We start from the raw sequence: 22,025 nt of genomic DNA, 5'->3' as shown, positions 1-22,025 counted from the left end.
ACGCGGTGCGCAGGGTGTTGGGATGGTCCTCGCCCAGCACCCGCCGCTGCCGGTCGAACAGGTCCTGGTGCAGTGCATAACCACGCTCATGATCACCGACGGCACTGAACGCCATGGCCAAGTAGGTGACGGCCCACCACGTGTGAGCGTGATCAGCGCCCAGCAGGGCGTTCCAGGCCTGGTGGAGGTCTTCGAGGCGGGGCAGGATCGCCGGTGCGCTGCCACGCGACAGCAGGTAGAAGCATGCTTCGCAGGCGGCGAAGCGGGCGTCCGCGGTGACCAGGTCGGTAGGGTCGATGGCCAGCAGGTGGGGCAGCAGGTCGGGCCAGCGAGGCCAGGACGCAGGATCCTTCGCCATGCGGGGGGACGCCGCGGCGAGCAGGACGCCGGCGTTGCGCGCCGCGGTGGCGCGTTCCTCGTCGGTGAGCTGGTCTTTGAGGACGGCCTGGGTCAAACGGTGCAGGTGCAGGCTCCCGCCCGCCACCCGCGCCAGCCCGTGCCGGTGCAACGCCGACAGGACGCGGTTTCTGGTGCGCCAGTCCGCCACCACCCGGCCCGCGGACGACTCCTCGTCAGCCTTCCGCCTTGTGCTGGTGGGCAGGGCAAAGGGTTCCGGGGCCAGCAGCGCGCAGGCGTTCATCACCTCGGCCGCCTGCGGGTCCTGCTCTTGCAGCCGTTGCATGCTCAGCCGGATCTGCGCGGCCAGCGACCACCGGTAATCCCGCGGCCTGCCCTCACCGGTCACCTCACTGGCCTTGCCGGCCAGCAGGGCCAGGTAGTTGTCCACCGTCGTCGTGGTCAGCAGTGCGGCCGCCTGGACCAGGGCCAGCGGCAGGTCATCCAACGCTTGCGCCAGCCGGTCCGCATCCTCCTGGGTCAGCCACGGTGTCCGGCTGCGCAGCAGCTCGATCGACTCCCGCCGCGCCAGCACATCGACATCCAACGGCCCCGCCACGCCGTGCCAGTCGGGGTTGCGGGAAGTGATCAGCACATGCCCCACCCCGGACGGCACCAGGCCCGCCAGCGCCGCAGGATCCTCCGCGTTGTCGAAGACGACCAGCCAGCGCGACCGCGACCCCAGCTCACGCCCCAGCGCCCGCACCGCCTCCTCCAGCGGCGTATCCGGCTGCGCCGCCCCGGTCTCCACCGCCAGCGCCGCCAACTGGCCCGGAATCAGGGCCGCATCCTCCGCCCGCACCCACCACACCAGCTCGTACTCCCCGCAGAACCGGTGCGCGTACTCGGCCGCCAGCTGCGTCTTGCCCACACCCCCACGACCGTCCAACGCCACCACCGCCACCGCATGGCCGCCCGCCAAACGCGACCGCACCTCCACCAGCAACCCATCCCGGCCCACAAACCCGGCATTGCGCGCCGGGACGTTCCACACCCTCGGCAACGTGCCCGGCAACCGCGGCCCACTCGCCCCCATCCGCCGCAACCGCCCCGCCCCACCCGGGCCCGGAAACCGTGGACTCTCCCGCGGAACGCCCGCCGGCCCCGCCACCGCCGCCAGCAGCACCTCCCGCGCCTGCTCCTCACCCACACCGAACAACGCCGGCGCAAGCAACGCCCGCACCATCGGCGGCACCGAACAGTCCTCGATCCGGACCGGGATCAGCTTCTCCCGCCCGGCCAGCTTCGCCGTCCACTCCTCCGTGGTCCACCGCTCCGGCTCGAAATACGCCCCCGAGAACAACGCCACCATCGGCCCCGCCGACAGGGCCCGGTCCATGTTCCGGATGACGTTCTCCCCGGCCCCCCATTGCCAGACAGCCAACTCCACCTCATACCCGGCATCCTGCAACTGCCAGGCCACCCACTCCGCCCACGCAAGATCCGCCCCCGCATGCGAGACAAACACCCGCACCCCACCCGCATCCCCCACACCCGCCACCCGAACCCCCCGTACCAGCCCCACGCCCTGCCGCCACCGAGACTAGAACCCACCCAGACCACCGCACACGGGCTTTCAGTCAAACCCAGCCGACGAGCACGGCACACAGCGGAGAGGCCCTAACCTCCCCCAGGAGATTTACAGTCCCCTCAAGAGCGCTCCCCCTGAACCAGTCTGACCTGCACAGATGACTGAGCCAAGACGGAACTCGACCCGAGACGTCCACGCCTCGTCCACATGCCACCTGCTAGGGCCTTCGGCGCCGGCTCGGGACGGCGATGTATAGCTGTCGGAAACCATGCAGAACAGCATGGAACGCAGCCGCGATCTCGCGCGCCCTCTACTCGCTCTCGATCGCCCACATGGAGATGTATTCAGGCGCAATGTTGGCCTGCGTCACCGTGTCCGCGAGTACCAGCGCTTCAGCCGCGGACTGCAGGATCGTCACTGCCTCGTCCGGGATGGCTGGCCCGCTGCAAGACATGGCGTCAAGCTCTACCTTCCACCGCCTGCCCTGACGAGCGATGCACACGAAGATCGCGTCGTTGGTCTTGGCTCTTTTGTAGGCAGCGCGGTGAGCTTCCGGTTCGGTGCAGTCGGGGATGAGTGCAGCTGAGAGAGGCGTTCCAAGCGTCGGCATGCTCACATCATCTCAGCCGCTCACGCCAGGATCAGACGAACGCATGTCGCCACAGCCGATCCTGCACTCTGCCTGTCAGGGCATCTACTTCTGGCCCCTTCGTCCCGAAGCAACTTCGATAGGGGTGGCGCCTTGGTCTCGCACGCTACCCACCTGCGCTGATGGTCCGCAGACGTCCGCGCTCGTCCGCCATTGTTCGTGGGCGTTGTCACCCAGTTACTGAGCTAATATATGCTACATGGAGAAAGGCAAGAAATACCCCCATGTTAAGTTCTCGGCCGATACTGTTAAGGCAGGAATCGAATCGTTCCTTTCCCTTGACGGAGTCAACAAGGACAAGCTGTCCATTAACTGGAAGATTCATAGGGGTGCCGAGAGTTGGCGCTTTGATACGGAGGAGGAGTTTTTCGCTGACTATCGAGCTGGTTTCAGCTACGCGAGATGCTCTATTTCTGATTCCGCTCACGGGTATGAGATGTCGGTTACTTACGGGTTCTCGCAAGTCACTGAGGTGTCCGTGAGGGCGCCCTCCCGGCCGGAGCTGGAAAGGGTATTTTGGCCATTTGAGCGCGACGCGCCGAGCGCCACAATAGAGCGGGATACCTCTCCCGCTCCAGAGATCCCGAAACCCGTGGTCTTCATTGGGCACGGCCGCAGTTCCGCATGGCGCGACCTGAAGGACCACCTAGTCGAGCAGCATGGATACGTGGTGCAAGCGTATGAAACGGGGGCTCGATCAGGTCATACCATCCGGGACATCCTCGATGAGATGCTCACGGGCAGCTCGTTTGCCCTCCTTGTTCTCAGCGGTGAGGACGAAACGGAACTCGGTGAAATGCGCGCCCGGCAAAATGTCGTACATGAGCTTGGCCTTTTCCAGGGAAAGCTAGGATTTCCGCGCGCCATCGCAGTCGTGGAAGAGAATATTGAGTTGTTCTCAAACATGGATGGCGTGCAGCAGATCAGGTTTGCGAAAGACGAAGTGCGCCAGACCTATGGTGATGTTCTGGCGACTTTGCGACGCGAGTTCGGAGATGCTCGGTAGGTGGGCGGAGCGGCTTCACAGGGAATCTCCGCCAGCAGCCATCTGTAGCTGAGGCACGGCCGTTTCGTCTTGGGCCACTTGTGTGAGCGCGCCACATTGGGTCAGTGCGTCTGTCACCTGTGCTGACGGTCCACAGGCATCCGGGCGCGTTCGCCGATATTCCTGGGTAATGTCACGCAGATAGACACTCGCCGGCTGCGCTCCATGGAGAACACGCAGGAATCTCTCCGGTGTCAATAGGGATTTCAATCCTCGGCACTTTCAGGATCTCCATTCCGAGGATCTCCCGATTTACCCCCTCGCCTTTCAGTGGGGTCATAAAATACAGGTCGGGATAGCGCATTCCGAATTTTCAGATCATTAATTGCATGAAACTCCAGCGCATCAGCAATATCCCGCCCTCGATTCGCGGTCTCCCTCTCACCCATTGCAATTGATCGGGAAATGAGTTCGTCCAACTTTTCGCGTGCATGTCTCAGGGCGGAAAAAGAACTGCCGCGCGCCGGGACGCCTCGCGCCATTCTCGTCACCATATCAAGAATGTCTCGCTGAGTCGCCGTAACGCTCTCTACGCCAGCCACGATTTCGGCCACCGTCCGTTCTACCGGACTTCCGACCTGCATCGAACGTACATCTGCGGCAGTAGAGATAGGGCTATCAGCATTCCCCGTATCGAGAGCCTGCTTCAAGTGATCGGCGATTTGCCGACGGCAGTTATCCGAACTGCGGAGGTCTTGATAGTCGAATTTAATGACCCTCATCTGGGCGATATCAAATGGGATTTCGCAATCCTTATCGGCAATCAGTGCAACGGGCAACTTAACGGCATGACGCACCGCAAGCTCATAGAAGACGTTAGCATTCAGGCCAGTAAGATCAGCTACAGCAGCCTTTGCCCTCAAAATGTGGTCAATAACCTGCAGATTGATCTGTCCGGGTGCTGCAATTTGGTCCCCTCGCACGGCCGTAAGTCCGAGTTCCTCCGCAGCTCTTTGCACGATGAACTCTAGGACCCCGTCAGAGCGATTTCTTGTTTCAGACCCCTCTTCTCCGATAGGTGCGATAAAAAAGCACTCATCTTCGAGATCGGGGAGCGCGACATCAGGCATAAATACCTCGCTTCATCGAAAGAGGGGTAAATTTATTTTGAGTAAATTAAAGAGCGCCTCGTGAAGCCCGCCACATCGTGTGCTCGCGACTGATTGCCTCCTCAGCATCAGCTACTTCCTGAGCCCACGTCATCTCGTCACGAGCCCTCTGTAGGCGACCATGGACAATGGTCAGCTCTGTCGCAGCGAAAGTGTATGCACGAGCTAGGGATTCGTACTGTCGAACGGCGAACCATGCCGCGCCGGCACCAACCATGCCAGCCATTATCCCCGGCAAGTCGAAATTGATGGCCCCGGTTACCCGAAGAACAGCGGCTGTAACTCCCGCAAGCTCAATTGCTATCAAGGCGATACGCCATTTGCGTGATCCATGTGCATTGAATTTAGCTTTGGAAGTATACCAACCCTGCTGATTCTCGATCCTATCTCTGAGGTAAACATGTTTGCGTTCCTCCAGTCGTGCACGCCGGAGCTGCTGCATACGGTCGGTCGCCAAAGCAGAGCCGACGGGAGCCAAGCTGTCTGCAGGGGCATCCCTCAGCAGCGCCTGCAATTCAGAATGGAACCTGTCGGCGGCGACTGCATTCCCCAATGATTTAGGAAATGGTTCAGCAGCGACAGCGTAGCGCCACGCCAGAGTCTTCACCGATTCAGCCAGAGCACGCCCGTCATACCAAGCCTTCTCGGGATTTTCTATAAGCAGCCAAACTTCAATAATGAGTGTTAGAAGAAAGAAGATGGCAGAGGCTATCGCCGTTACGTCAACTCCTCTAGCAGGCTTGAAAGTGAAGGCTGCTACCACTGCCACTGCCACAGAAAGTACCAAACGCCACCGGGTACCGAAAATATACCGACGTTGGCCGGAAAGGGACGCGGAGTCCGATGCAGAAAAGAGTGTCGGGAGGTCGGCTGCAGTCAACTCAGAGGGTGCGTTCATGAGCAGGTCCGATTATAAGAGAAGAGCAGGCGGGAGTTGTCGGCGACCCTGACGCTTCTCCCTTGGTATGCGTCCTCGACCATTCTTGCCAGATCTGCCGATTTTTTGGGATAGGTGTACCAGCGGGCGTACTTCGTGCTGCCATTCGACCCTAGGTTGTCTCCTAGGCGGGGAGGCTCCTTTGGGGAATTAGCTGCAGAGGGCAGCACTATGCCAATTAGGCCACTTCTCCTATTCTTTGAGTCATTCCTCAAAGAAGAAGCTATTTCCCAATCAACATATTTGCGCGCATGCGTACACTTGCCAATCATCACAATCGTGACGGTGCTGTCGCGGAGGTATAGGTCGCGAACGCGACGCATGATGTAATCACGATCCTTACTGTCGATCACATCCCCCGGCATACTGGCCCCGATGCCTCGGGCAATGAAAACATTCCGAGCGTGATCGAATTCCTGAATGAAAGACTCGACTTCCCGCTCGTCCGAATGATGGTAAGAGATGAAGCATTTCCTGCGCGTGTAGGCTGAAAGTTGCACGGTTCCCCGCCTGAAACTCATCGCCTGTGCCAACGGCACAGGTCACCTGCCACATTCTAGATCGATCCTCGTCGGTTTAGTAGCCAAATGCCTACTTCCTCCAGTGCCCATCGCAGGCCGGCGGAGTGGAGCGCACACATCGATGGCCCGCACTGAAAGTGCGGGCCATCGATGTGTGCGGCTTAGCTGATCGGCGGGCTGTAGCGCAGAACCCAACCGGGGCTAGGGCGGTGGACCGTGACCTCAACAGCGCGACCGGTCTTCGTGTAGCCGGTGTGCGTGATCTGAAGCGGGTTGCTGCCGACCTCGACTCCGAACGCCTCCGCCTCAACCGAGGTCGCCGCGTGCAGGGTGACTTCCTCGACAGCTTCGGTCTGCTCGAATCCCGCGTCGCGCATCCGGCTGATGATGCCGCCAAGACCCGGGTCGGGGTCCCGCCCGCGAGATCATCGCGGACTACGCGCAATCCCACTTCCGCTACTTCCGCACCGCCGACGGAACCGTGTACGCCCAGCGCAACGGCCACCCCGTAGCCCGCCCGATGCGCTCCCAGGGCACCACCGGCAGCCACCGCCAGGAACTCATCGTCGGCATGTACCGCGACGGGGTCGGCGTCTTCAACGGGACCGCACTCAAAGAGGCATTGGACCTGATCGAAGCACTCGCGCTGACCAAGGACGTGCAGCCCGTCCACATCCGCGTCGCTCCCGGATACGACGGGGCGACCTGGCTGGACCTGGGTCGCGACGACGGACAGTCCGTCCGCATCCACCCCACCGGGTGGGACATCACTGTTCCCGACCCGCAGGAAGTGTGCTGGCGGCGCACCCAGCTCACCGGGGAACTGCCCCTTCCGGTCAAGGGCACGGGCGGCAAGGGCATCGATCTGCTGATGCGGCTGTGCAACTTCGCCAACGCGGAGACCGAATGCCTGGCCATTGCGTGGCTGATCGGCTGCCTCGGACCGTCCGTGCCCGTCCCCGCCCCGTTCCTCACCGGGCCCCAGGGAGCGGGCAAGTCGACCGGGGGCCGGATGCTCACCCGGATCATCGAAGGGATGAGCGGCGACCTGCGCCGGGCGCCGAAGGACGAGGAAAGCCTGATCGCAGCGGTGGCTGCCGGGTGGATCACCGCCCTGGACAACCTCTCCCACGTGACACCTGACCTGTCGGACGCGATGTGCTGCATCGTGACCGGAGCCGAGAGCGTCAAGCGGGCCCTGTTCACCGACGGGGACGTCTTCCGCGTCGGCTACCGCCGCCCCCTGCTGCTGACCGGGATCGACGTCGGCGTCATCCGGCCCGACCTCGCCGACCGCCTGCTTCCGCTCCGGTTGGAGCGGCCCCGCGTGCGGCGTACCGAGGCGGAGTTTTGGGCGGAGTACGCGGAGGTGCTGCCCGTCGTGCTCGGGTCCCTGCTGGACCTCACGGTCAGGGTCCGCGCGGCGCAGGCGGAGACCCCCACCGACCTGCGCATGGCCGACTTCGCGCACCTGTGCGCGCAGTTCGACGCGGCGACCGGGCTCGGGGTGCTGGCCGCGTACCGGGCCCGGCTGGACGACCTCAACGACGACGTCATCGAAGGCGACCTGCTCGCACAGACCGTCCTCCGGCACGCCGACACCATCGAACCGGGCACGGCGCAGCGCATGACGTCCACGGAGTGGCTGTCCTGCCTCAGCCGCCTCTACAGCGGCGACGAACTGCGGGCTGTACCCAAGGGGTGGCCGACCACCGGCAAGGTGCTCTCCGACCGTCTCAAGCGCCTCCAACCCACCCTCGCCGCCCGAGGTGTCCTCATCGACTCCGGCCGCACCAGCCAGGGCCGCTACCTCGAAATGACCCGCCCCGCCCCGGCAATCCCGCACGAGCAACAGCGGATGCTCTGACCCGTGCTCCGCACGCTCACGCGGACAAGCAAGAAGAGCACCCGCTCGCCTCGCCTCGGGGTGCTCCTCTTGCTGTTCGGCGCGTCAGCGCCGCTCCAAGGACGTGCCGCGCAGCGGCTCCTTCTTCGCGTTCTGAGCGGCACCGCACTACACCAGAACACCCCCTTCTTTTGTCCTAAGAGGGAAGACGCTGCGTCATCTGCGTCACGCGAGACGGAAAACGGCACCTGAGCTGCGAATACATCCATGACGCAGACGGCCGTGCCTGCGTCATCCTGCGTCATCTGCGTCATGAGCCATGTCACGAATGACGCAGCCCATGACGCACCCATGACGCAGGCCTCAGCACCCGCGTCACCTAAAAGAAGCCTGAATGACGCTGGCGACGCAATGACGCAGAAATCCATACCTCGGACAGGCACGCCCTCACCTCCCCAAGAGATCGCCACCTCGAAGGAGTCGCACCGTGGCCCGCGATCAGAAGCTCAAGCTCCGCGAAGTCCTCGAAGAGATCGACATGAGCCGCGCCGCGTTCTACCGCATGCGCGCCCGTGGACAGGCGCCCCGCCTTCAGAAGCTCCCGAACGGGCAACTCCGGGTTCGCCGTTCCGACCTGGATGCGTGGTGGGCGCGGTGTGAGGAGAACGCCGCATAGTCCACCGCCGACCGACCGAGGGGCCCGCCGTTCTGGTGGGCCCCTCTCCTCATGGGAGAGAAATGCTCACGTACGACGTCGACGTCTGGTCCATCCGCAAGCGCGCGGGACGTCCGAAGCCCTACGAACTGCGCTGGCGCGCCGGGGCACGGCCGCACTCCAAGAGCTTCAAGCTCAAACCACAGGCGGACGGTCGGCGTTCGGAGCTGATGACCGCGCTTCGTGAGCGCGAGCAGTTCGACGAGGACACGGGCCTGCCGGCGCGAGAGTTGGCCGACCGTGACTCGCCTACCTGGTACGACCACGCCACGGCGTACGCGCTCATGAAGTGGCCGCGCGCCGCGGCCAAGCACCGCGCTGGCATCGCTGAGGCGCTCGCCGTTGTCATCCCGACTCTGGTCACGACGACTCGGGGCACCCCGGATTCCAAGACCTTGAGGGCCGCTCTCTACCAGTGGGCGTTCCGCGCGGTGCCGGGCCCGGACGGTGAAATGACTGCACGCCACACCGCAGAGGAGCCGCCGCCGGAGATCCGATCGGCCTTGTCCTGGCTCTCCGGGCACTCAATGAAGGTCAAGGCGCTGGAAGATCCCGCCCTTCTACGGCCCGCTCTCGAAGCCCTCTCGCGTCGCATGGACGGTCGGAAGGCCGCGGAGAACACCGCCCGGCGGAAGCGCATGGTGCTGAGCAACTTCCTCCGGTACACGGTGGAGGAGAAGGGACTCCTGTCCGCCAACCCGCTCTTGCGCGTCGACTGGACGCCACCGGAGACGGATGACGAGATCGATTTCCGGTACGTCCCCGGCCCGGCACTGGCCCGTTCGTTCATCACGGCCGTGCGCGACTCGGGGGCCCGTGGGCAGCACCTCGAAGCGTTCTTCGGGTGCCTGTACTACGCCGCGATGCGCCCCGCCGAAATCGCCTCGTTGAAGGCTTCGGACTGCACCCTGCCTCCGGCGACCGAGGAAGCTGCGGAGCAGTGGGGGGGAACTGCTGCTGGGGGAGAGTCGCCCTGAAGTCGGGGGAGGCTGGACGGATCACGGCGCGTCCTATGAGGCACGGAGCCTCAAGCGTCGGGCCCGTGGGGCGACTCGGTCCGTGCCGATTCCGCCGATCCTCGTACGAATGCTGCGGGACCATATCGCGGCCTACGGGACTGCCCCGGACGGCCGTCTCTTCCGTGCCGCGCGAGGCGGTCGCGTCCGGTCGACCGAGTACTGCGACCTGTGGGAGGCCGCTCGCGCGTCGGTGCTGTCGGAGAAGGACGCGGCAACTCCCCTCGCGGAAGTGCCGTACTCACTCCGTCACGCCGGAGTCTCCCTGTGGATCAAATCGGGAGTCGACCCCATGGAAGTCGCGCGCCGGGCCGGCCACAGCATCGCCGTGCTGTTCCGCTTCTACGCCAAGATCCTCCGGGGCGAGCAGTCCCGCTCCAACCAGCTCATCGCGCAGGAGCTCAACAAGGGCGGGTAAGCGGGCCCATCTTGGCCCACAGATGGCCCATACGCACTGGTCAACCCTGAGACAAAGGCGGAACGGGGTGAGACAAGGTGCACGCGGAAGGGGCGCCCTCGCGAACGGGGGCGCCCCTTCTGACCTGCAAGCTTCTGACCTGCTGCGGTGGGTGTGGGATTTGAACCCACGGTCACATCGCTGCGACGACGGTTTTCAAGACCGTTCCCTTAGGCCGCTCGGGCAACCCACCTGCGCAGCCGCCCACCAGGGACGGAGCGGGTACAGCGTACCGGCATCGGGGGTGCGGCGTGAGCGCAGGAACTCCCCGGCCCGAGTGAGGAACTCGTCGGCGTCGTGGGTCAGGTGGCAGTCGTCACGTCGCATGACTCATCGTGTGCCCTGCGGCCGCTCCATCACCCGGTCCACCACGCCGCTCGCCGCGACGTACGACCACTGCTCGTACGTCTTCCCGCCCGCCGTCCGCTGATCGCGCATGCCGAGGTACCGGTAGGTCTTCGCGTCGAAGACCAGGAGCGGTGAGCGGGACGTTCCCGGGCCGGGTACGAAGCGGATGCCGATGCCCACGCGGCCGTCGGCGTCCTTCTGGCCGGGTACGACCTTGATGCCGGGGACGGTGGCGAGCGCCTCGTAGGCGGCGGAGCGCAGGCCGTGCGGCAGGACGGGCGTGTGGAGCAGGCCGGAGAGGAAGTACTGGACCATCGGCCAGTCGCCGGTCTTCATCGGCTTGCTGTAGTCCGGCTTTCCGCCCATGTCCCGCAGGTCGATCGCCAGTTTGCGCGGATCGGTGGGCATCAGCTCGAGCTCGCTCCACTTGCTCGGCGGCCAGGTGCCCTGGCCCGGCCCGTACACCGGGACCCACTGCTTGTGGCCGAGTTCGCTGACGTACGACCTCTTGGATCCGTCGACCGAGTTCCAGTTCTCGTCGACGTACGTCCGGGTCCGGCCGCCTCCGACGGGGGTCTCCTTGATGATCTCCTTGGTGTAGATGAACTGGTCGTCGCGTGCGGCGATCGGCTTCTCCAGTCTGCGTTCCTCGGCCGCCGCCCCGCGCAGCACGGTGGTCGCGCTCACCGGTTGGGTGTGCGGCGAGGAGTTGTCGGTGACCAGCACGGTCGTGGCGACCGCCGCCGTCGCGACCCCGGCCACCGCGATCCGCAGGAGCGGGCGGCGCCCGACGGCCACGGAGGTGGCGGGCGCGGTCATCGTCTCGTAGAGGCGGAGGCGGGCACGCGCGCGTGCGTGGTCCGTGAGCGGAGGCGTGTCCGCGTCCCACTCCCTCAGGAGCTGCATCTCATTCATCGTCGGATTCCTCAACGTCGGCTTCCTCTCGGAGGGTTGTCGGATCGGATCCGCCCAATGCGTCGCGCAGTTTTCTGCGGGCCCTGTGCAGGCGTGACCGGACCGTTCCCACCGGTATCTCCAGGGCGCGGGCGACCTCCTCGTAGCCGAGGTCGGCCCAGGCGACCAGCAGCAGCACGTCCCGGTGGCGGGCGGGCAACCGGGCCATGCCCAGGGCCAGTTCGCCGCGTACGGCCTGTGCGCTGACCCGCGCGGCCACCCGGTCGGCGACCGCGTCCTCGGAGCCGTCGGCGGGGGCGGCCGACGGCAGCCGGCCGATCGCCTTCAGCCGCCGGGCCTCGGCGCGCCGGTGCCGGCCCACGAGGTTGGTCGCGATGCCGAACAACCACGGGCGGGCGTCGGCCAGTTCCGTGTTGTAGCGGAAGCGCTGCTGGAACGCGATGGTGAACGTCTCCGCCATCAGGTCCTCGGCCACCTCCGGGCCGAGCCGACGCGCCGCGTAACGGTGCACCGAGTCGGCGTGGCGGTCGAAGAGCGCGGCGAATGCCTCGGGCTCGTCCCAGGACCGTTCGATCACCGAGGCGTCACTCGTCGGGGCGTCACTGTCCTGCCCCACCCTGATGCCTGGTTCGACGGTCATCGGGGCTCCTCTCGTCCATGCGAGTCGTCCATGCGAACACGCTGATGAAGATTGGGCTTTCACCCGTACTTCGCCGCAGGGAGGAATCCGGTTCCCGCGGTGTGCGCGCCCATGGAGGGAGAGGACGGAAAAACGCTCGGGCCGGGCAAGGGATCCCTTGCCCGGCCCGCCGGCTGGTCGTCTGCCGCTACGTCAGCTGTCGCCCACCCGAGACCCCAGGGTCAGTTCCGTGGTGTGTTCCGTGCCGCCGCGCTTGTAGGTGATCGTGACCTTGTCGCCCGGCTTGTGGGTCCAGATCTCGCCGATGAGGGTCGGGCCGCTGTCGATCACCGAGTCGTCGAGCTTGGTGATGACGTCGCCGGCCTTGAGGCCGGCCTTGGCGGCGGGGCCGCCGGCCTCGACCGCGGAGGAGCCGGTCGTGATCGTCGCGCCCGCGGTGCTGTCCTCCAGGGAGACGGAGGCGCCGATCTTGGCGTACACCGGCTTGCCGGTCTTGATCAGCTGCTGGGCGACGTACTTCGCCTGGTTGATCGGGATGGCGAAGCCGAGGCCGATCGAGCCGGACTGGCTGCCGCCGCTGAGGCCGCCGCTGCTGGTGGACTGGATCGCGGAGTTGATGCCGATCACCGCGCCCTGGGCGTCCAGGAGCGGGCCGCCGGAGTTGCCCGGGTTGATCGAGGCGTCGGTCTGCAGGGCGCTCATGTAGGACGCCTTGCTGGTGGAGCTGCCGTCGCTGGAGGCGACCGGGCGGTTCTTGGCGCTGATGATGCCTGTGGTGACCGTGTTGGACAGGCCGAAGGGGGCGCCGATGGCGATCGTCTCGTCGCCGACGGCGACCTTGTCCGAGTCGCCGAGGGCGAGCGGCTTGAGGTCGGTGGGGGCGTTCTTGAGCTTGATGACCGCCACGTCGTAGCCCTGGGCGTGGCCGACGATCTCGGCGTCGTACTTCTTGCCGTTCGGGAAGGTCGCCGTGAGCTTGCCGCCGTCGACCGCGTCGGCGACGACGTGGTTGTTGGTGACGATGTGGCCCTGGGTGTCGAAGACGAAGCCCGTGCCGGTGCCGCCCTCGCCGCTGGTGCTCTCGGCCTCGATGGTGACCGTGCTGGGCAGGGACTTGGCGGCCACTCCGGCGATGGTGCCCGGGTCGCGCTTGACGGAGGCGCTGCTGCCGGTGTCGGCGGAGACGGTGGTGGAGTTGCTGTTGTCGTCGTTGTCCTTGGCCAGGGTGTAGCCGAGGCCACCGCCCAGGCCGCCCGCGACGAGCGCGGCGATCAGCACGGCGGCGATCAGGCCGCCTCTTCCGCCGCCGGCCTTCTTGGGCGCCGGCTGCTGCTGGTACGGGGTGCCCCAGCCGCCCGCGCCGTCGCCGCCGTAGCCACCCGCACCGGACGCGCCGTCACCTCCGTAGCCGTCGCCGCCGTATCCGCCCACGCCCTCGCCGCCGTACGCGCCCGCGGCCGTGCCTCCGTCGGCGTACGACGGTGTGGCGGGCGGGGGCGGCCAGGCGGCGTCGGGAGCGGATCCCGTGCTCTCGGGGCCGGGCGTCTGCGGCGCGGCGCCGTACGCGGGCGTGTGCCCGGCGTCCTGCGGGGCGCTCGGAGGCACCGGGGGGAGCTGCGTGGTGGGCGCGCCCCCCTCGGGCGCAGCCGCCTGCGGGGAAGCTGCGGGAGATTCCACCGGCACAGGAGGTGCAGACGGGGCCGGGGGTACCTCAGTGCCCTCGTTCTCGGTGCTCACAGCTCTTCTCCTCGGTCCACGGCTGTTGTTCTCGGAAGCATGCGGTCACACTCGTTCACGCTTGTCGACGGTCCGGCGCGAAACAGCTGTGCTGGTGCTTTTGTATGCCGTCAGCTTTTCCCACCGGACGTCAGGGCACCATAAGCGGTGCCTGTGGGTCCATGGCGATCCTTTATAAGCGGTCATCAGCACCAAAAAGCCGCATACCTACGCCTTTTCGGTTCCACGTGTACCCCTTTGCGGTGGCACCATGACGCGGTGACCCACGCACGGCAGCACCGGATCCAAGTCGTCGCCCACCGCGGAGCCTCCGAAGAGGCTCCTGAACACACCCTCGCCGCCTACAAGAAGGCGATCGAGGACGGCGCGGACGCGCTTGAGTGCGATGTACGACTGACCGCCGACGGCCATCTCGTCTGCGTCCACGACCGACGCGTCAACCGTACGTCGAACGGACGCGGAGCGGTCTCGGCGCTGGAGCTCGCCGATCTGGCCGCCCTCGACTTCGGCTCCTGGAAGGGCCGCGACTCCTCCCGCGACTCCTGGCGGACGCGGGACGAGGAGCCGGACTGGGAGCACCTTCCGGAGGACCGCGCGGACACCTCCGTACTCACCCTGGAGCGGCTGCTCGAACTCGTCGCGGACGCGGGCCGGCGGGTGGAGCTGGCGATCGAGACGAAGCATCCGACGCGCTGGGCGGGGCAGGTCGAGGAACGGCTGCTGGTGCTCCTGAAGCGCTTCGGCCTGGACGCCCCGGCCTCCGCCGCCGACTCCCCGGTACGGGTCATGAGTTTCTCGGCGCGATCCCTGCACCGGGTGCGGGCGGCCTCCCCGACGCTGCCGACGGTCTACCTGTTGCAGTTCCTCTCGCCCCGCCTCCGGGACGGTCGACTTCCGGCCGGTGTCCGGATCGCAGGCCCCTCGATCCGGATCGTCCGTAATCACCCTGCGTACATCGAGCGGCTGAAAAACGCCGGTCATCGAGTGCATGTGTGGACCGTCAACGAGCCCGAGGACGTCGATCTCTGCGTTGACCTGGGCATTGACGCCATCATCACCAACCGGCCGCGGGCCGTTCTGAGCCAGCTCGGTAGGGAACATTAAAGAACCTCATAAAGACCGCCAAACACCCCTTGACCCGACAGCCCCACCTGCACCATCCTCCGAACTCGGCCACACCATCGAAAACAAGCCACCCGATTACAGGGAGTGCTCCGGCGCGTTCGGTCCGTGTTCGATCGTTGCGAATGCGTCACTGAACGTGGATTGGCCGGTTTCCGGTACAGGCCAAGAGGGCATCCACACCGTGGCGTGGGGCGAAGGAGGTCTCGGGGGTGGCGTTGGTGGTGGCACAGGAAGTGCCCACGTCGTCGAGCATGGCCGTGACCCATGGCCCTGCGGGCGTGGGCCAGGCAAGACATCGCATGCGCGACCAGTTGCGCACGGGCGGTGTGTCGGAATCGGTCATCGACGATGCCGTACTGATCCTGTCCGAACTTCTCAGCAATGCGTGCAAACACGGCCGGCCGCTGGGCGACGCCCTGGCCGGTGACGGTGACGTCCGCTGCGCCTGGCGCGTGGACACGGGCGGTCGGCTCACGGTCGAGGTGACGGACGGCGGCGGCCCGACCCGCCCGGCTCCGGCGACCCCGTCGGTCACGGCCCACGGCGGACGCGGCCTGAACATCATCACGGCGCTGGCCGACGACTGGGGCGTACGCGACGACACCCGGGGCGAGGTCACCGTGTGGGTCGTCATACACGAGGACGTCCATGATCCGGACGCCGCGCACCGGCGCGACGACTTCGCTACGCGCGTCACGGCCCCGACGGTCTCGAGTGCCCGGCTGGGCTACGCGGACGCCTACGACGACCTGGACTGACGCGTCCGTCCACGGGCGCCGGGTTTTCCACAGGCGGCGCGCGTCTCCGCGTTGTCCACAGGCTCCCGTCGGTCATGGCGTGAACGGCTAGGCTCCCGCCCGTACGAGACGAGCCGTAACCGGGAGACACCCACGATGGCCAAGAAGCGACCCCAGACCACGGCCAAGCGGCCTCAGCTCAGCGACGCAGAGGTCCCGGTGGTCGGTGCCCGCGAGCCCTGCCCCTGCGGCAGTGGCCGCCGCTACAAGGCGTGCCACGGCCGGGCCGCCGCGCACGCGGTGACCGAGCTGGTGCAGCGGCCCTTCGAGGGGCTGCCCGGCGAGGGCGACTGGGTGGCGCTGCGCGAACTGGTGCCGGCCGCCACGGTCGCGCTGCCGCTGAAGGGCGGCCTCCCCGAAGGGGTTCCGTCGGTCACGCTCGCCACGGTGCTGCCGATGGCCTGGCCGGCCCTGCGCCGCGACGACGGCTCGGTGCTGCTCGGTCTGCAGAACGACACGGCGTCCGGCGACATCAGCCGCGACCTCGCCGACACCCTCCAGCGCGCCCTGGTCGCGGAGCCGGGCACTCCGGTGCAGTCCCGCCGCGCCCCGGCCGACGGCCCGCGACTGCAGGAACTGCTCGACCCTGAAGGCGCGTTCGAGCCAGTTGTGCACACGGGCTTCGAATTCTGGGTTCCGGAGGCGGAGAACGCGTCGCCCGAGGTGACCGCCTCCCTGGAGCGCGCCAACGCCGCCGCCATCCCGACCGTGAAACTCCAGGGCGTGGACGCCGCGTACTGGTGCGAGACGCCGGACAAGAACCACCTGCGCTGGGTCATGCCGTACCCGGAGGAGCAGCTTCTGGACGCTCTCGCCCGGCTGCACGCGGCCGGCCGCTCCGGTCTCGGTGAGGGCACCCGCCTCGTGGGGTCCTTCCGTGCTCACGGTCTCACCGTGCCCGTGTGGGACCTGCCGAGCGGGTTCGGCGCGGACGACGTGGAGAAGCCGGCCGCCGAGTTCGCCGAGCGCCTCACCGCCGCGCTGGCCGCGGACACCCCGCTCACCGCGGACGAGCGCCGCGCGCGCGGCGGCCTCACCAACCGGCAGGTCACACTCAGCTGACCCACAGGAGGGCGCGGGGTTGCGGCTGACCGACCGGTCAGTCGCAACAGGCCCGTTCACTCCGGTGACTCCTGTCACAACTCCCCGTTGTGAAAGGGAAGTCGGTGTCCGAATAGCCGAGATCGAATTTGCGAACCGCCGATCTCTTGTTACCGTTCGAGTAGCCCGGTTGCTGGTGCATCCCCCGTCGCCAGCAACCGGGTCTTTTCATGCCCGGCCCGCGTGTACGGAACGATGTCGTCCGTCAACTCGCCGTAGGCGCCGAGGAGTTGCTCCCCGAGCGCAGCAACAGCGGCCCGCGCCCACCCTGTCCGGCGGCGAACTCCGCGACGGCCGTGTAGGCCGCCGGATCGCCCTGTGTGTGCTCCCTGGGCGTCTCGCACAGCGAGGGCTCGTCCTCGGCGCTCACGGCGCAGTGCATCTGCACGGTGCGGTCCGCGGGACCCATGAGGCTGAGCACCGCGTCCAGGTCGTCGCCGGTCGCGTTCCGGTAGTAGGTGCGCGCCCAGGTGTCCTCGCCCTGCGTCATCACACAGGTCTGCGCCTCGATGCCGTCGGGCGTGGAGAGTTCGGGTCCGCAGCGCGCGGCGGTGGCCAGCCCCAGGCCGAGCGTCAGCGGGGAGCGGGTGGGCGCGGGCGCCGGCGAGGGCACCGCGGACGGCTCCTTCGCGTCACCGCCGGAGGAGACGGAGGAGTCGACCAGGGACCGTACGACCGCGTGACCCTCGTCGCGTACGGGTCCCGCGGACGCCACGGCCAGCGGCAGCGCGACCGCGCACACCGCGACGCCCGCGAGGGCGAGCAGACGAAGGTTCATGGTTCGGAAGATAACGACCAACTACGGGCGCCGCGGTCCGCGCGCGCCCGACACCCCTACAACTCGGGGGCGCTCACACCCGTACGAGTGAGGGCCTCGACCACGGCGTCCACCACGGCCTCGACATCGGGGACCCAGGGCGAGGACGAGCCGGGCAGTGGTGCACGCTCCCAGCGGATCTGCCCCTGGCCGGTCTCGGAGGGCGGCAGGGCGAGGTAGCCGCCCTCGCCGTGGAAGCGGAGCGAGCCGGGGACATGGTCCTTGGCGTAGAGCAGTTCGCCCAACTGCTCCATGGAGTACGGCTTGACGAGCAGCGACCACCGGGTAGGCGCGGCGACGACCGGGCCGAGGCGCATGCCCTGGAGATCGAGCGCGGCCAGGGCCCGGGCCGCGGCGGGGGCGGGCAGGCTGACCGCGCAGGGGGCCTTCCCGCCGGTGGCGAGGACGATGGGCGCGGCGGGGCGGTTGCCCCACCACCAGCGCACCATGCGGGCGTCGGTGGTGGCCGCGAGGAGGCCGGGGTCGAAGGGGTGGGCGCCGGGAACCGTGCACTCGGGGTCCGGACAGCCGCAGCGGGCCCGGCCCTGGGGGTCCGGTGCCACGCCCGGGAGTACGGGCCATTTCCATTCCGTCGCGAAGGTCAGGGCCGCGCCGAGCATCTCAGACCTCCTGTTGTCTCGCCTGGACAGGAGCCTGCGTCGCTTTCCGAGGATCTCGCGCATGAGCGCTCGTTCCTTTCCGTTGCACCGCTGGCAACACCGAGGACCACATCACACCATGTGTCGATCACTTCACTGTGCGTACCTGTTGGCGCATCACACCCCTGCGCGAAGCAAGGGGAACCCGTGCGTGCTGAAAAGCATGGGCGTGGCGTGGGGGTGGCGAAGTCTGGCGTTTTGCCGTTCCGCGTATTTCTCTCCGCCTCCGCCACGGGAGGATGGGGCACGATCGTCGGTGGTTAAGACGCCCGGGTCCCTCACCAGGTTCCGGGCGGCCCCCGCCACCCCTGGTCTTCTCCGAGTACGTACCCATCACGACCGCTGTGACGCTCCGTCGAGCAAGCCCAGTCGACCGCAAAGGACCGTCCCCTGATGCAGTTTTAAGCCAACTTTGCCAATCCGCAAGGGGAGAGCGAAATGCCCCCGCGAAACCCATGGACACCAGGAATCCCAGCAGGACAATGCTGGACATCCCCTCACGAGTGCGTGTACATGTGGAGACACTGCCAGCGGCGCAGAATGACATGGGGGTTTGCGATGCTTTTGAGCAATACGCACCGGTCGGAAAGCCGGACGCCATGAACGCCCCTCACCCTCCGAAAGTGGCTGGAATCGATTCAACGGTTCCCTCGCCCGCACACACTGTCGCGCCCGCGCCTGCCGCCACCGGTACCCCTCCGGCCCCTTCCCCGAACGTCCAGAATCCGCCGGAAACCGCTCCGAACGCGCCAAGTGCCCTGCTCCAGGACCGTCTCGCCGGCTGGGTCTCCGACCTCACGACCCTCCACGAACTCACGGAACGCCTGACCCGCACGGACGCACTCGCGGACGCACTCCAGGAACTGCTGCGCGCCGGAGCCGCCCTGGTGGGCGCCCGGCGCGGACTCGTCGTCCTGGAACCCGGCGACGGCCTCGGCCCGCACACCACCATCGGCCTGGGCCTCGACCGCTCCGACCTCGGCCACATCGAGACCGTCCCGCGCGGGGCGATGTCCTACGGCCAGATTCTCGACGGGGCTCCCGGTGGCGAGGGCGGCGAGATCGTCCACGCCGACCTGTTCGCCGAGGACGGCCTCGACCCGCGCCACCGCGAGGTCGCCGTACGCCTCGGCTACGCGGCGAGTTACGCGCTGCCCCTGGCGACCGACGCGGCCGGACGGCTCGGCGCCGCCGTGTGGCTGTACGACGAGGCCGCCGAGCCGGTCGAGCGGCAGCGCCATCTCGCCGGCCTGTACACCCGGTTCGCCGCCGAGCACCTGGCGCGGCTCCTGGAAGTCGAGCGCACGCGCGCGTGCGTGGCGACCATCGCCGAGGAGCTGCTGCCGTCCCGGCTCCCCCGCGTGGCCGGTGTGCAGCTCGCCGCGCTGCACCGCACGGGTCCGCGCGGCGGCGGCGACTGGTACGACGCGCTGCCGCTGCCGGACGCCGCGCTCGGTCTCGCGGTCGGCTCGGTGACCGGTTCCGGGCCGAGCGCGATCGCCGCGATGGGCCGGCTCCGGGCCTCCCTGCGGGCGTACGCGGTGATGGAGGGCGAGGACCCGGTCGCGGTCCTGTCCGACCTCGAACTGCTCCTCAGGCTCACCGAGCCCGCCCGCTCGGCCACCGCCCTGTTCGCCTACTGCGAGCCCGCGCTGCGCAAGATCACCCTGGCCGGCGCCGGACACAGCCCGCCGCTGCTGGTCGGCGAGCGGCGCACGGAGTTCGTCGAGACCTCCGTGTCCGCGCCGCTGGGCATGCTGGCCTGCTGGGAGGCGCCGAGCGTGGAGCTGGAGGCGGAGCCCGGCGAGACGGTTCTGCTCTACACGGACGGGCTGCTGCACCGTACCGGCGACCCCATGGACCGCGCCTTCGCCCGCCTGCACTCGGCGGCGGCGGGCGTCCCCAAGGCGCTGCGCGCCGACCCGGCCGCGATCGCCGACCACGTGCTGCGGACCGTACTGCCGGACGGCCTCGACACGGCCGACAGCGACGAGGACGTCGTCCTCCTGGCGGCCCGTTTCGAGTAGTCGCCCGGAAGCCATGTGTAACAGGCCATACGGCCCTGGGCCCCCTTCCGTACGACCGTACGATGGAGGGGGTCCAGTGCCGTATCTAGGAGGATGACCGTGGCCGACGAGCTCAATCCGGAGACCCCGGAAGCGGAGCCTGAGGAGCCCATCAAGAAGCGGAAGAACGGCCTGTACCCGGGCGTGTCCGACGAGTTGGCCGAGAGCATGAAGTCCGGCTGGGCCGACACCGAGCTGCACGACCTGCGGCCCGTCGAGCAGGCCGGGCACACCGCCCGCCGCCGCGCCGCGCTCTCCGCGCGTTTCCCGGGCGAGCGCCTGGTGATCCCCGCGGGCAACCTGAAGACCCGCTCGAACGACACCGAGTACCCCTTCCGGGCGTCGGTCGAGTACGCGTACCTGACGGGCAGCCTCACCGAGGACGGCGTCCTCGTCCTGGAGCCCACCGCCGACGGCCACAAGGCGACGATCTACCTCCTGCCGCGCTCCGACCGCGAGAACGGCGAGTTCTGGCTCTCCGGCCAGGGCGAGCTGTGGGTCGGCCGCCGCCACTCGCTGACCGAGTCCGAGGCGCTCTACGGCATCCCCGCCTCCGACGTCCGCGAACTGCCCGAGGCGCTGCGCGAGGCCACCGGCCCGGTCCGGGTCGTCCGCGGCTACGACGCCGGCATCGAGGCCGCGCTGACCGACAAGGTCACCGCCGAGCGCGACGAGGAGCTGCGGGTCTTCCTCTCCGAAGCCCGTCTGGTCAAGGACGAGTTCGAGATCGCCGAGCTGCAGAAGGCCGTCGACTCGACGGTCCGCGGCTTCGAGGACGTGGTGAAGGTCCTCGACAAGGCCGAGGCGACCAGCGAGCGCTACATCGAGGGCACGTTCTTCCTCCGCGCGCGCGTCGAGGGCAACGACGTCGGCTACGGCTCGATCTGCGCCGCGGGTCCGCACGCCACCACCCTGCACTGGGTGCGCAACGACGGCCCGGTCCGCTCCGGCGACCTGCTCCTCCTCGACGCCGGCGTCGAGACGCACACCCTGTACACCGCCGACGTCACGCGCACGCTGCCGGTCAACGGCCGCTTCAGCGAGATCCAGAAGCAGGTCTACGACGCCGTGTACGAGGCCCAGGAGGCCGGTATCGCGGCGGTGCAGCCGGGCGGCAAGTACCGCGACTTCCACGACGCGGCGCAGCGCGTGCTGGCCGAGAAGATCGTCGAGTGGGGCCTTGTCGAGGGTCCCGTGGAGCGCGTCCTGGAGCTGGGCCTCCAGCGCCGCTGGACGCTGCACGGCACGGGCCACATGCTCGGCATGGACGTCCACGACTGCGCCGCCGCGCGCACCGAGACGTATGTCGAGGGCACGCTGGAGCCCGGCATGGTCCTCACGGTGGAGCCCGGCCTGTACTTCCAGGCGGACGACCTGACCGTCCCCGAGGAGTACCGCGGCATCGGCGTCCGCATCGAGGACGACATCCTGGTCACCGAGAACGGCAACCGGAACCTCTCCGACGGCCTGCCCCGCACCTCGGCCGAGGTCGAGAGCTGGATGGCGTCCCTCAAGAGCTGACAGCCGATAACTGATACAAGACTGATGGCCGGGCACACGTGCGGTGCCCGGCCATTCGTGTGCCGAGTCGCATGACG

The 22,025-nt window shown here is 67.4% G+C and carries 21 protein-coding genes and 1 tRNA gene; 10 read left to right on the top strand and 12 right to left on the bottom strand.

The window, feature by feature from the left end:
* Together fxsT and SSP08S_RS62120 are read right to left on the bottom strand one after the other, a co-directional pair.
* The coding region (gene fxsT, locus SSP08S_RS40980; RefSeq protein WP_245608059.1) for an FxSxx-COOH system tetratricopeptide repeat protein at positions 1-1,819 on the bottom strand (1,819 nt) is incomplete at its 3' end.
* 418 nt (positions 1,820-2,237) lie between these two features.
* On the bottom strand, positions 2,238-2,537 hold the full coding sequence (locus SSP08S_RS62120; protein ID WP_158697282.1) for a hypothetical protein: 300 nt from the start codon (positions 2,535-2,537) through the stop codon (positions 2,238-2,240).
* 238 nt (positions 2,538-2,775) lie between these two features.
* Here SSP08S_RS62120 and SSP08S_RS60035 point away from each other — a divergent pair, with 238 nt between their 5' ends.
* Positions 2,776-3,582, top strand: coding sequence for a nucleotide-binding protein (locus SSP08S_RS60035; RefSeq protein ID WP_078532689.1), 807 nt, complete (start codon positions 2,776-2,778; stop codon positions 3,580-3,582).
* A gap of 245 nt (positions 3,583-3,827) precedes the next feature.
* Here SSP08S_RS60035 and SSP08S_RS62115 read toward each other — a convergent pair whose 3' ends face one another.
* The 4 genes from SSP08S_RS62115 to SSP08S_RS56870 all read right to left on the bottom strand — a co-directional run bounded on the left by SSP08S_RS62115 (position 3,828) and on the right by SSP08S_RS56870 (position 6,565).
* Positions 3,828-4,691 carry a hypothetical protein gene (locus SSP08S_RS62115; protein ID WP_158697281.1) on the bottom strand — a complete coding sequence of 288 codons (864 nt, stop codon included), beginning with the start codon at positions 4,689-4,691 and terminating at the stop codon, positions 3,828-3,830.
* A gap of 46 nt (positions 4,692-4,737) precedes the next feature.
* The gene (locus SSP08S_RS60030) at positions 4,738-5,628 is read right to left on the bottom strand and encodes a DUF4231 domain-containing protein (protein ID WP_078532688.1); all 891 of its coding nucleotides are present in this window, start codon (positions 5,626-5,628) and stop codon (positions 4,738-4,740) included.
* Positions 5,625-6,188, bottom strand: coding sequence for a TIR domain-containing protein (locus SSP08S_RS60025; protein ID WP_078532692.1), 564 nt, complete (start codon positions 6,186-6,188; stop codon positions 5,625-5,627). The genes SSP08S_RS60030 and SSP08S_RS60025 overlap by 4 nt, the downstream gene beginning before the upstream one ends.
* A 161-nt stretch (positions 6,189-6,349) precedes the next feature.
* A complete protein-coding gene (locus SSP08S_RS56870) occupies positions 6,350-6,565 on the bottom strand; it encodes a UTRA domain-containing protein (RefSeq protein WP_019073455.1) in 216 nt (71 codons plus the stop codon).
* Positions 6,566-6,612: 47 nt separating this feature from the next.
* Between SSP08S_RS56870 and SSP08S_RS40960 the strand changes: the two genes are divergently transcribed.
* The 4 genes from SSP08S_RS40960 (at position 6,613) to SSP08S_RS64330 (ending at position 10,183) form a co-directional block, all read left to right on the top strand.
* The gene (locus tag SSP08S_RS40960; RefSeq protein ID WP_026179270.1) at positions 6,613-8,055 is read left to right on the top strand and encodes an AICE element replication initiation protein; all 1,443 of its coding nucleotides are present in this window, start codon (positions 6,613-6,615) and stop codon (positions 8,053-8,055) included.
* 466 nt (positions 8,056-8,521) lie between these two features.
* Entirely contained in the window at positions 8,522-8,710 is a 189-nt protein-coding gene (locus tag SSP08S_RS40955; RefSeq protein ID WP_019073453.1) for a helix-turn-helix transcriptional regulator, read from the top strand.
* A 62-nt stretch (positions 8,711-8,772) separates the two neighbouring features.
* Positions 8,773-9,726: a site-specific integrase gene (locus SSP08S_RS56865; RefSeq protein ID WP_281176167.1), complete on the top strand. Its 954-nt coding sequence runs from the start codon at positions 8,773-8,775 to the stop codon at positions 9,724-9,726.
* A gap of 109 nt (positions 9,727-9,835) precedes the next feature.
* Positions 9,836-10,183, top strand: coding sequence for a site-specific integrase (locus tag SSP08S_RS64330; protein ID WP_281176166.1), 348 nt, complete (start codon positions 9,836-9,838; stop codon positions 10,181-10,183).
* 145 nt (positions 10,184-10,328) lie between these two features.
* Here SSP08S_RS64330 and SSP08S_RS40945 read toward each other — a convergent pair.
* The 4 genes from SSP08S_RS40945 to SSP08S_RS40930 form a co-directional block, all read right to left on the bottom strand.
* A tRNA-Ser gene (locus SSP08S_RS40945) sits at positions 10,329-10,415 on the bottom strand.
* 137 nt (positions 10,416-10,552) lie between these two features.
* Positions 10,553-11,485, bottom strand: coding sequence for a CU044_5270 family protein (locus SSP08S_RS40940; RefSeq protein ID WP_019073452.1), 933 nt, complete (start codon positions 11,483-11,485; stop codon positions 10,553-10,555).
* Positions 11,478-12,125 carry an RNA polymerase sigma factor gene (locus SSP08S_RS40935; protein WP_019073451.1) on the bottom strand — a complete coding sequence of 216 codons (648 nt, stop codon included), beginning with the start codon at positions 12,123-12,125 and terminating at the stop codon, positions 11,478-11,480. Before SSP08S_RS40935 ends, SSP08S_RS40940 begins: the two co-directional genes overlap by 8 nt.
* A gap of 192 nt (positions 12,126-12,317) precedes the next feature.
* Positions 12,318-13,862 (bottom strand): S1C family serine protease, encoded by a 1,545-nt coding sequence (locus SSP08S_RS40930; protein WP_026179269.1) that lies wholly within the window; start codon positions 13,860-13,862, stop codon positions 12,318-12,320.
* Between the two features lie 258 nt (positions 13,863-14,120).
* Here SSP08S_RS40930 and SSP08S_RS40925 point away from each other — a divergent pair, with 258 nt between their 5' ends.
* The 3 genes from SSP08S_RS40925 to SSP08S_RS40915 all read left to right on the top strand — a co-directional run bounded on the left by SSP08S_RS40925 (position 14,121) and on the right by SSP08S_RS40915 (position 16,846).
* Complete coding sequence (locus SSP08S_RS40925; RefSeq protein WP_019073449.1) at positions 14,121-14,966, top strand: glycerophosphodiester phosphodiesterase; 846 nt, start codon at positions 14,121-14,123, stop codon at positions 14,964-14,966.
* A 230-nt stretch (positions 14,967-15,196) separates the two neighbouring features.
* Positions 15,197-15,745: an ATP-binding protein gene (locus tag SSP08S_RS40920; RefSeq protein ID WP_043260138.1), complete on the top strand. Its 549-nt coding sequence runs from the start codon at positions 15,197-15,199 to the stop codon at positions 15,743-15,745.
* A 135-nt stretch (positions 15,746-15,880) separates the two neighbouring features.
* Positions 15,881-16,846, top strand: coding sequence for a DUF5926 family protein (locus tag SSP08S_RS40915; protein WP_019073447.1), 966 nt, complete (start codon positions 15,881-15,883; stop codon positions 16,844-16,846).
* 244 nt (positions 16,847-17,090) lie between these two features.
* On the opposite strand, the gene SSP08S_RS40910 is transcribed toward SSP08S_RS40915, so the two are convergent.
* Together SSP08S_RS40910 and SSP08S_RS40905 are read right to left on the bottom strand one after the other, a co-directional pair.
* Positions 17,091-17,663: a hypothetical protein gene (locus SSP08S_RS40910; RefSeq protein WP_019073446.1), complete on the bottom strand. Its 573-nt coding sequence runs from the start codon at positions 17,661-17,663 to the stop codon at positions 17,091-17,093.
* A 56-nt stretch (positions 17,664-17,719) separates the two neighbouring features.
* Entirely contained in the window at positions 17,720-18,385 is a 666-nt protein-coding gene (locus SSP08S_RS40905) for a bifunctional DNA primase/polymerase (RefSeq protein WP_026179268.1), read from the bottom strand.
* Between the two features lie 458 nt (positions 18,386-18,843).
* Between SSP08S_RS40905 and SSP08S_RS40900 the strand changes: the two genes are divergently transcribed.
* Both SSP08S_RS40900 and SSP08S_RS40895 read left to right on the top strand, forming a co-directional pair.
* A complete protein-coding gene (locus SSP08S_RS40900; RefSeq protein ID WP_078532687.1) occupies positions 18,844-20,388 on the top strand; it encodes a PP2C family protein-serine/threonine phosphatase in 1,545 nt (514 codons plus the stop codon).
* A gap of 93 nt (positions 20,389-20,481) precedes the next feature.
* The gene (locus SSP08S_RS40895) at positions 20,482-21,948 is read left to right on the top strand and encodes an aminopeptidase P family protein (RefSeq protein WP_019073443.1); all 1,467 of its coding nucleotides are present in this window, start codon (positions 20,482-20,484) and stop codon (positions 21,946-21,948) included.
* Positions 21,949-22,025 lie beyond the last annotated feature (77 nt).

This window comes from Streptomyces hokutonensis, assembly GCF_000376565.1.
GTDB lineage: Bacteria > Actinomycetota > Actinomycetes > Streptomycetales > Streptomycetaceae > Streptomyces > Streptomyces hokutonensis.
The sequence above is the reverse complement of the archived record's forward strand: the minus strand, read 5'-3'. Positions and strand labels throughout refer to the sequence as shown.

Coding starts and splice junctions, on each gene's coding strand:
- SSP08S_RS62120 (WP_158697282.1), bottom strand. CDS start 2,537: ATGCCGACGCTTGGAACGCCTCTCTCAGCTGCACTCATCCCCGACTGC.
- SSP08S_RS60035 (WP_078532689.1), top strand. CDS start 2,776: ATGGAGAAAGGCAAGAAATACCCCCATGTTAAGTTCTCGGCCGATACT.
- SSP08S_RS62115 (WP_158697281.1), bottom strand. CDS start 4,691: ATGCCTGATGTCGCGCTCCCCGATCTCGAAGATGAGTGCTTTTTTATC.
- SSP08S_RS60030 (WP_078532688.1), bottom strand. CDS start 5,628: ATGAACGCACCCTCTGAGTTGACTGCAGCCGACCTCCCGACACTCTTT.
- SSP08S_RS60025 (WP_078532692.1), bottom strand. CDS start 6,188: ATGAGTTTCAGGCGGGGAACCGTGCAACTTTCAGCCTACACGCGCAGG.
- SSP08S_RS56870 (WP_019073455.1), bottom strand. CDS start 6,565: ATGCGCGACGCGGGATTCGAGCAGACCGAAGCTGTCGAGGAAGTCACC.
- SSP08S_RS56865 (WP_281176167.1), top strand. CDS start 8,773: ATGCTCACGTACGACGTCGACGTCTGGTCCATCCGCAAGCGCGCGGGA.
- SSP08S_RS64330 (WP_281176166.1), top strand. CDS start 9,836: ATGCTGCGGGACCATATCGCGGCCTACGGGACTGCCCCGGACGGCCGT.
- SSP08S_RS40940 (WP_019073452.1), bottom strand. CDS start 11,485: ATGAATGAGATGCAGCTCCTGAGGGAGTGGGACGCGGACACGCCTCCG.
- SSP08S_RS40935 (WP_019073451.1), bottom strand. CDS start 12,125: ATGACCGTCGAACCAGGCATCAGGGTGGGGCAGGACAGTGACGCCCCG.
- SSP08S_RS40915 (WP_019073447.1), top strand. CDS start 15,881: ATGGCCAAGAAGCGACCCCAGACCACGGCCAAGCGGCCTCAGCTCAGC.
- SSP08S_RS40910 (WP_019073446.1), bottom strand. CDS start 17,663: ATGAACCTTCGTCTGCTCGCCCTCGCGGGCGTCGCGGTGTGCGCGGTC.
- SSP08S_RS40905 (WP_026179268.1), bottom strand. CDS start 18,385: ATGCGCGAGATCCTCGGAAAGCGACGCAGGCTCCTGTCCAGGCGAGAC.
- SSP08S_RS40900 (WP_078532687.1), top strand. CDS start 18,844: ATGCTGGACATCCCCTCACGAGTGCGTGTACATGTGGAGACACTGCCA.
- SSP08S_RS40895 (WP_019073443.1), top strand. CDS start 20,482: ATGACCGTGGCCGACGAGCTCAATCCGGAGACCCCGGAAGCGGAGCCT.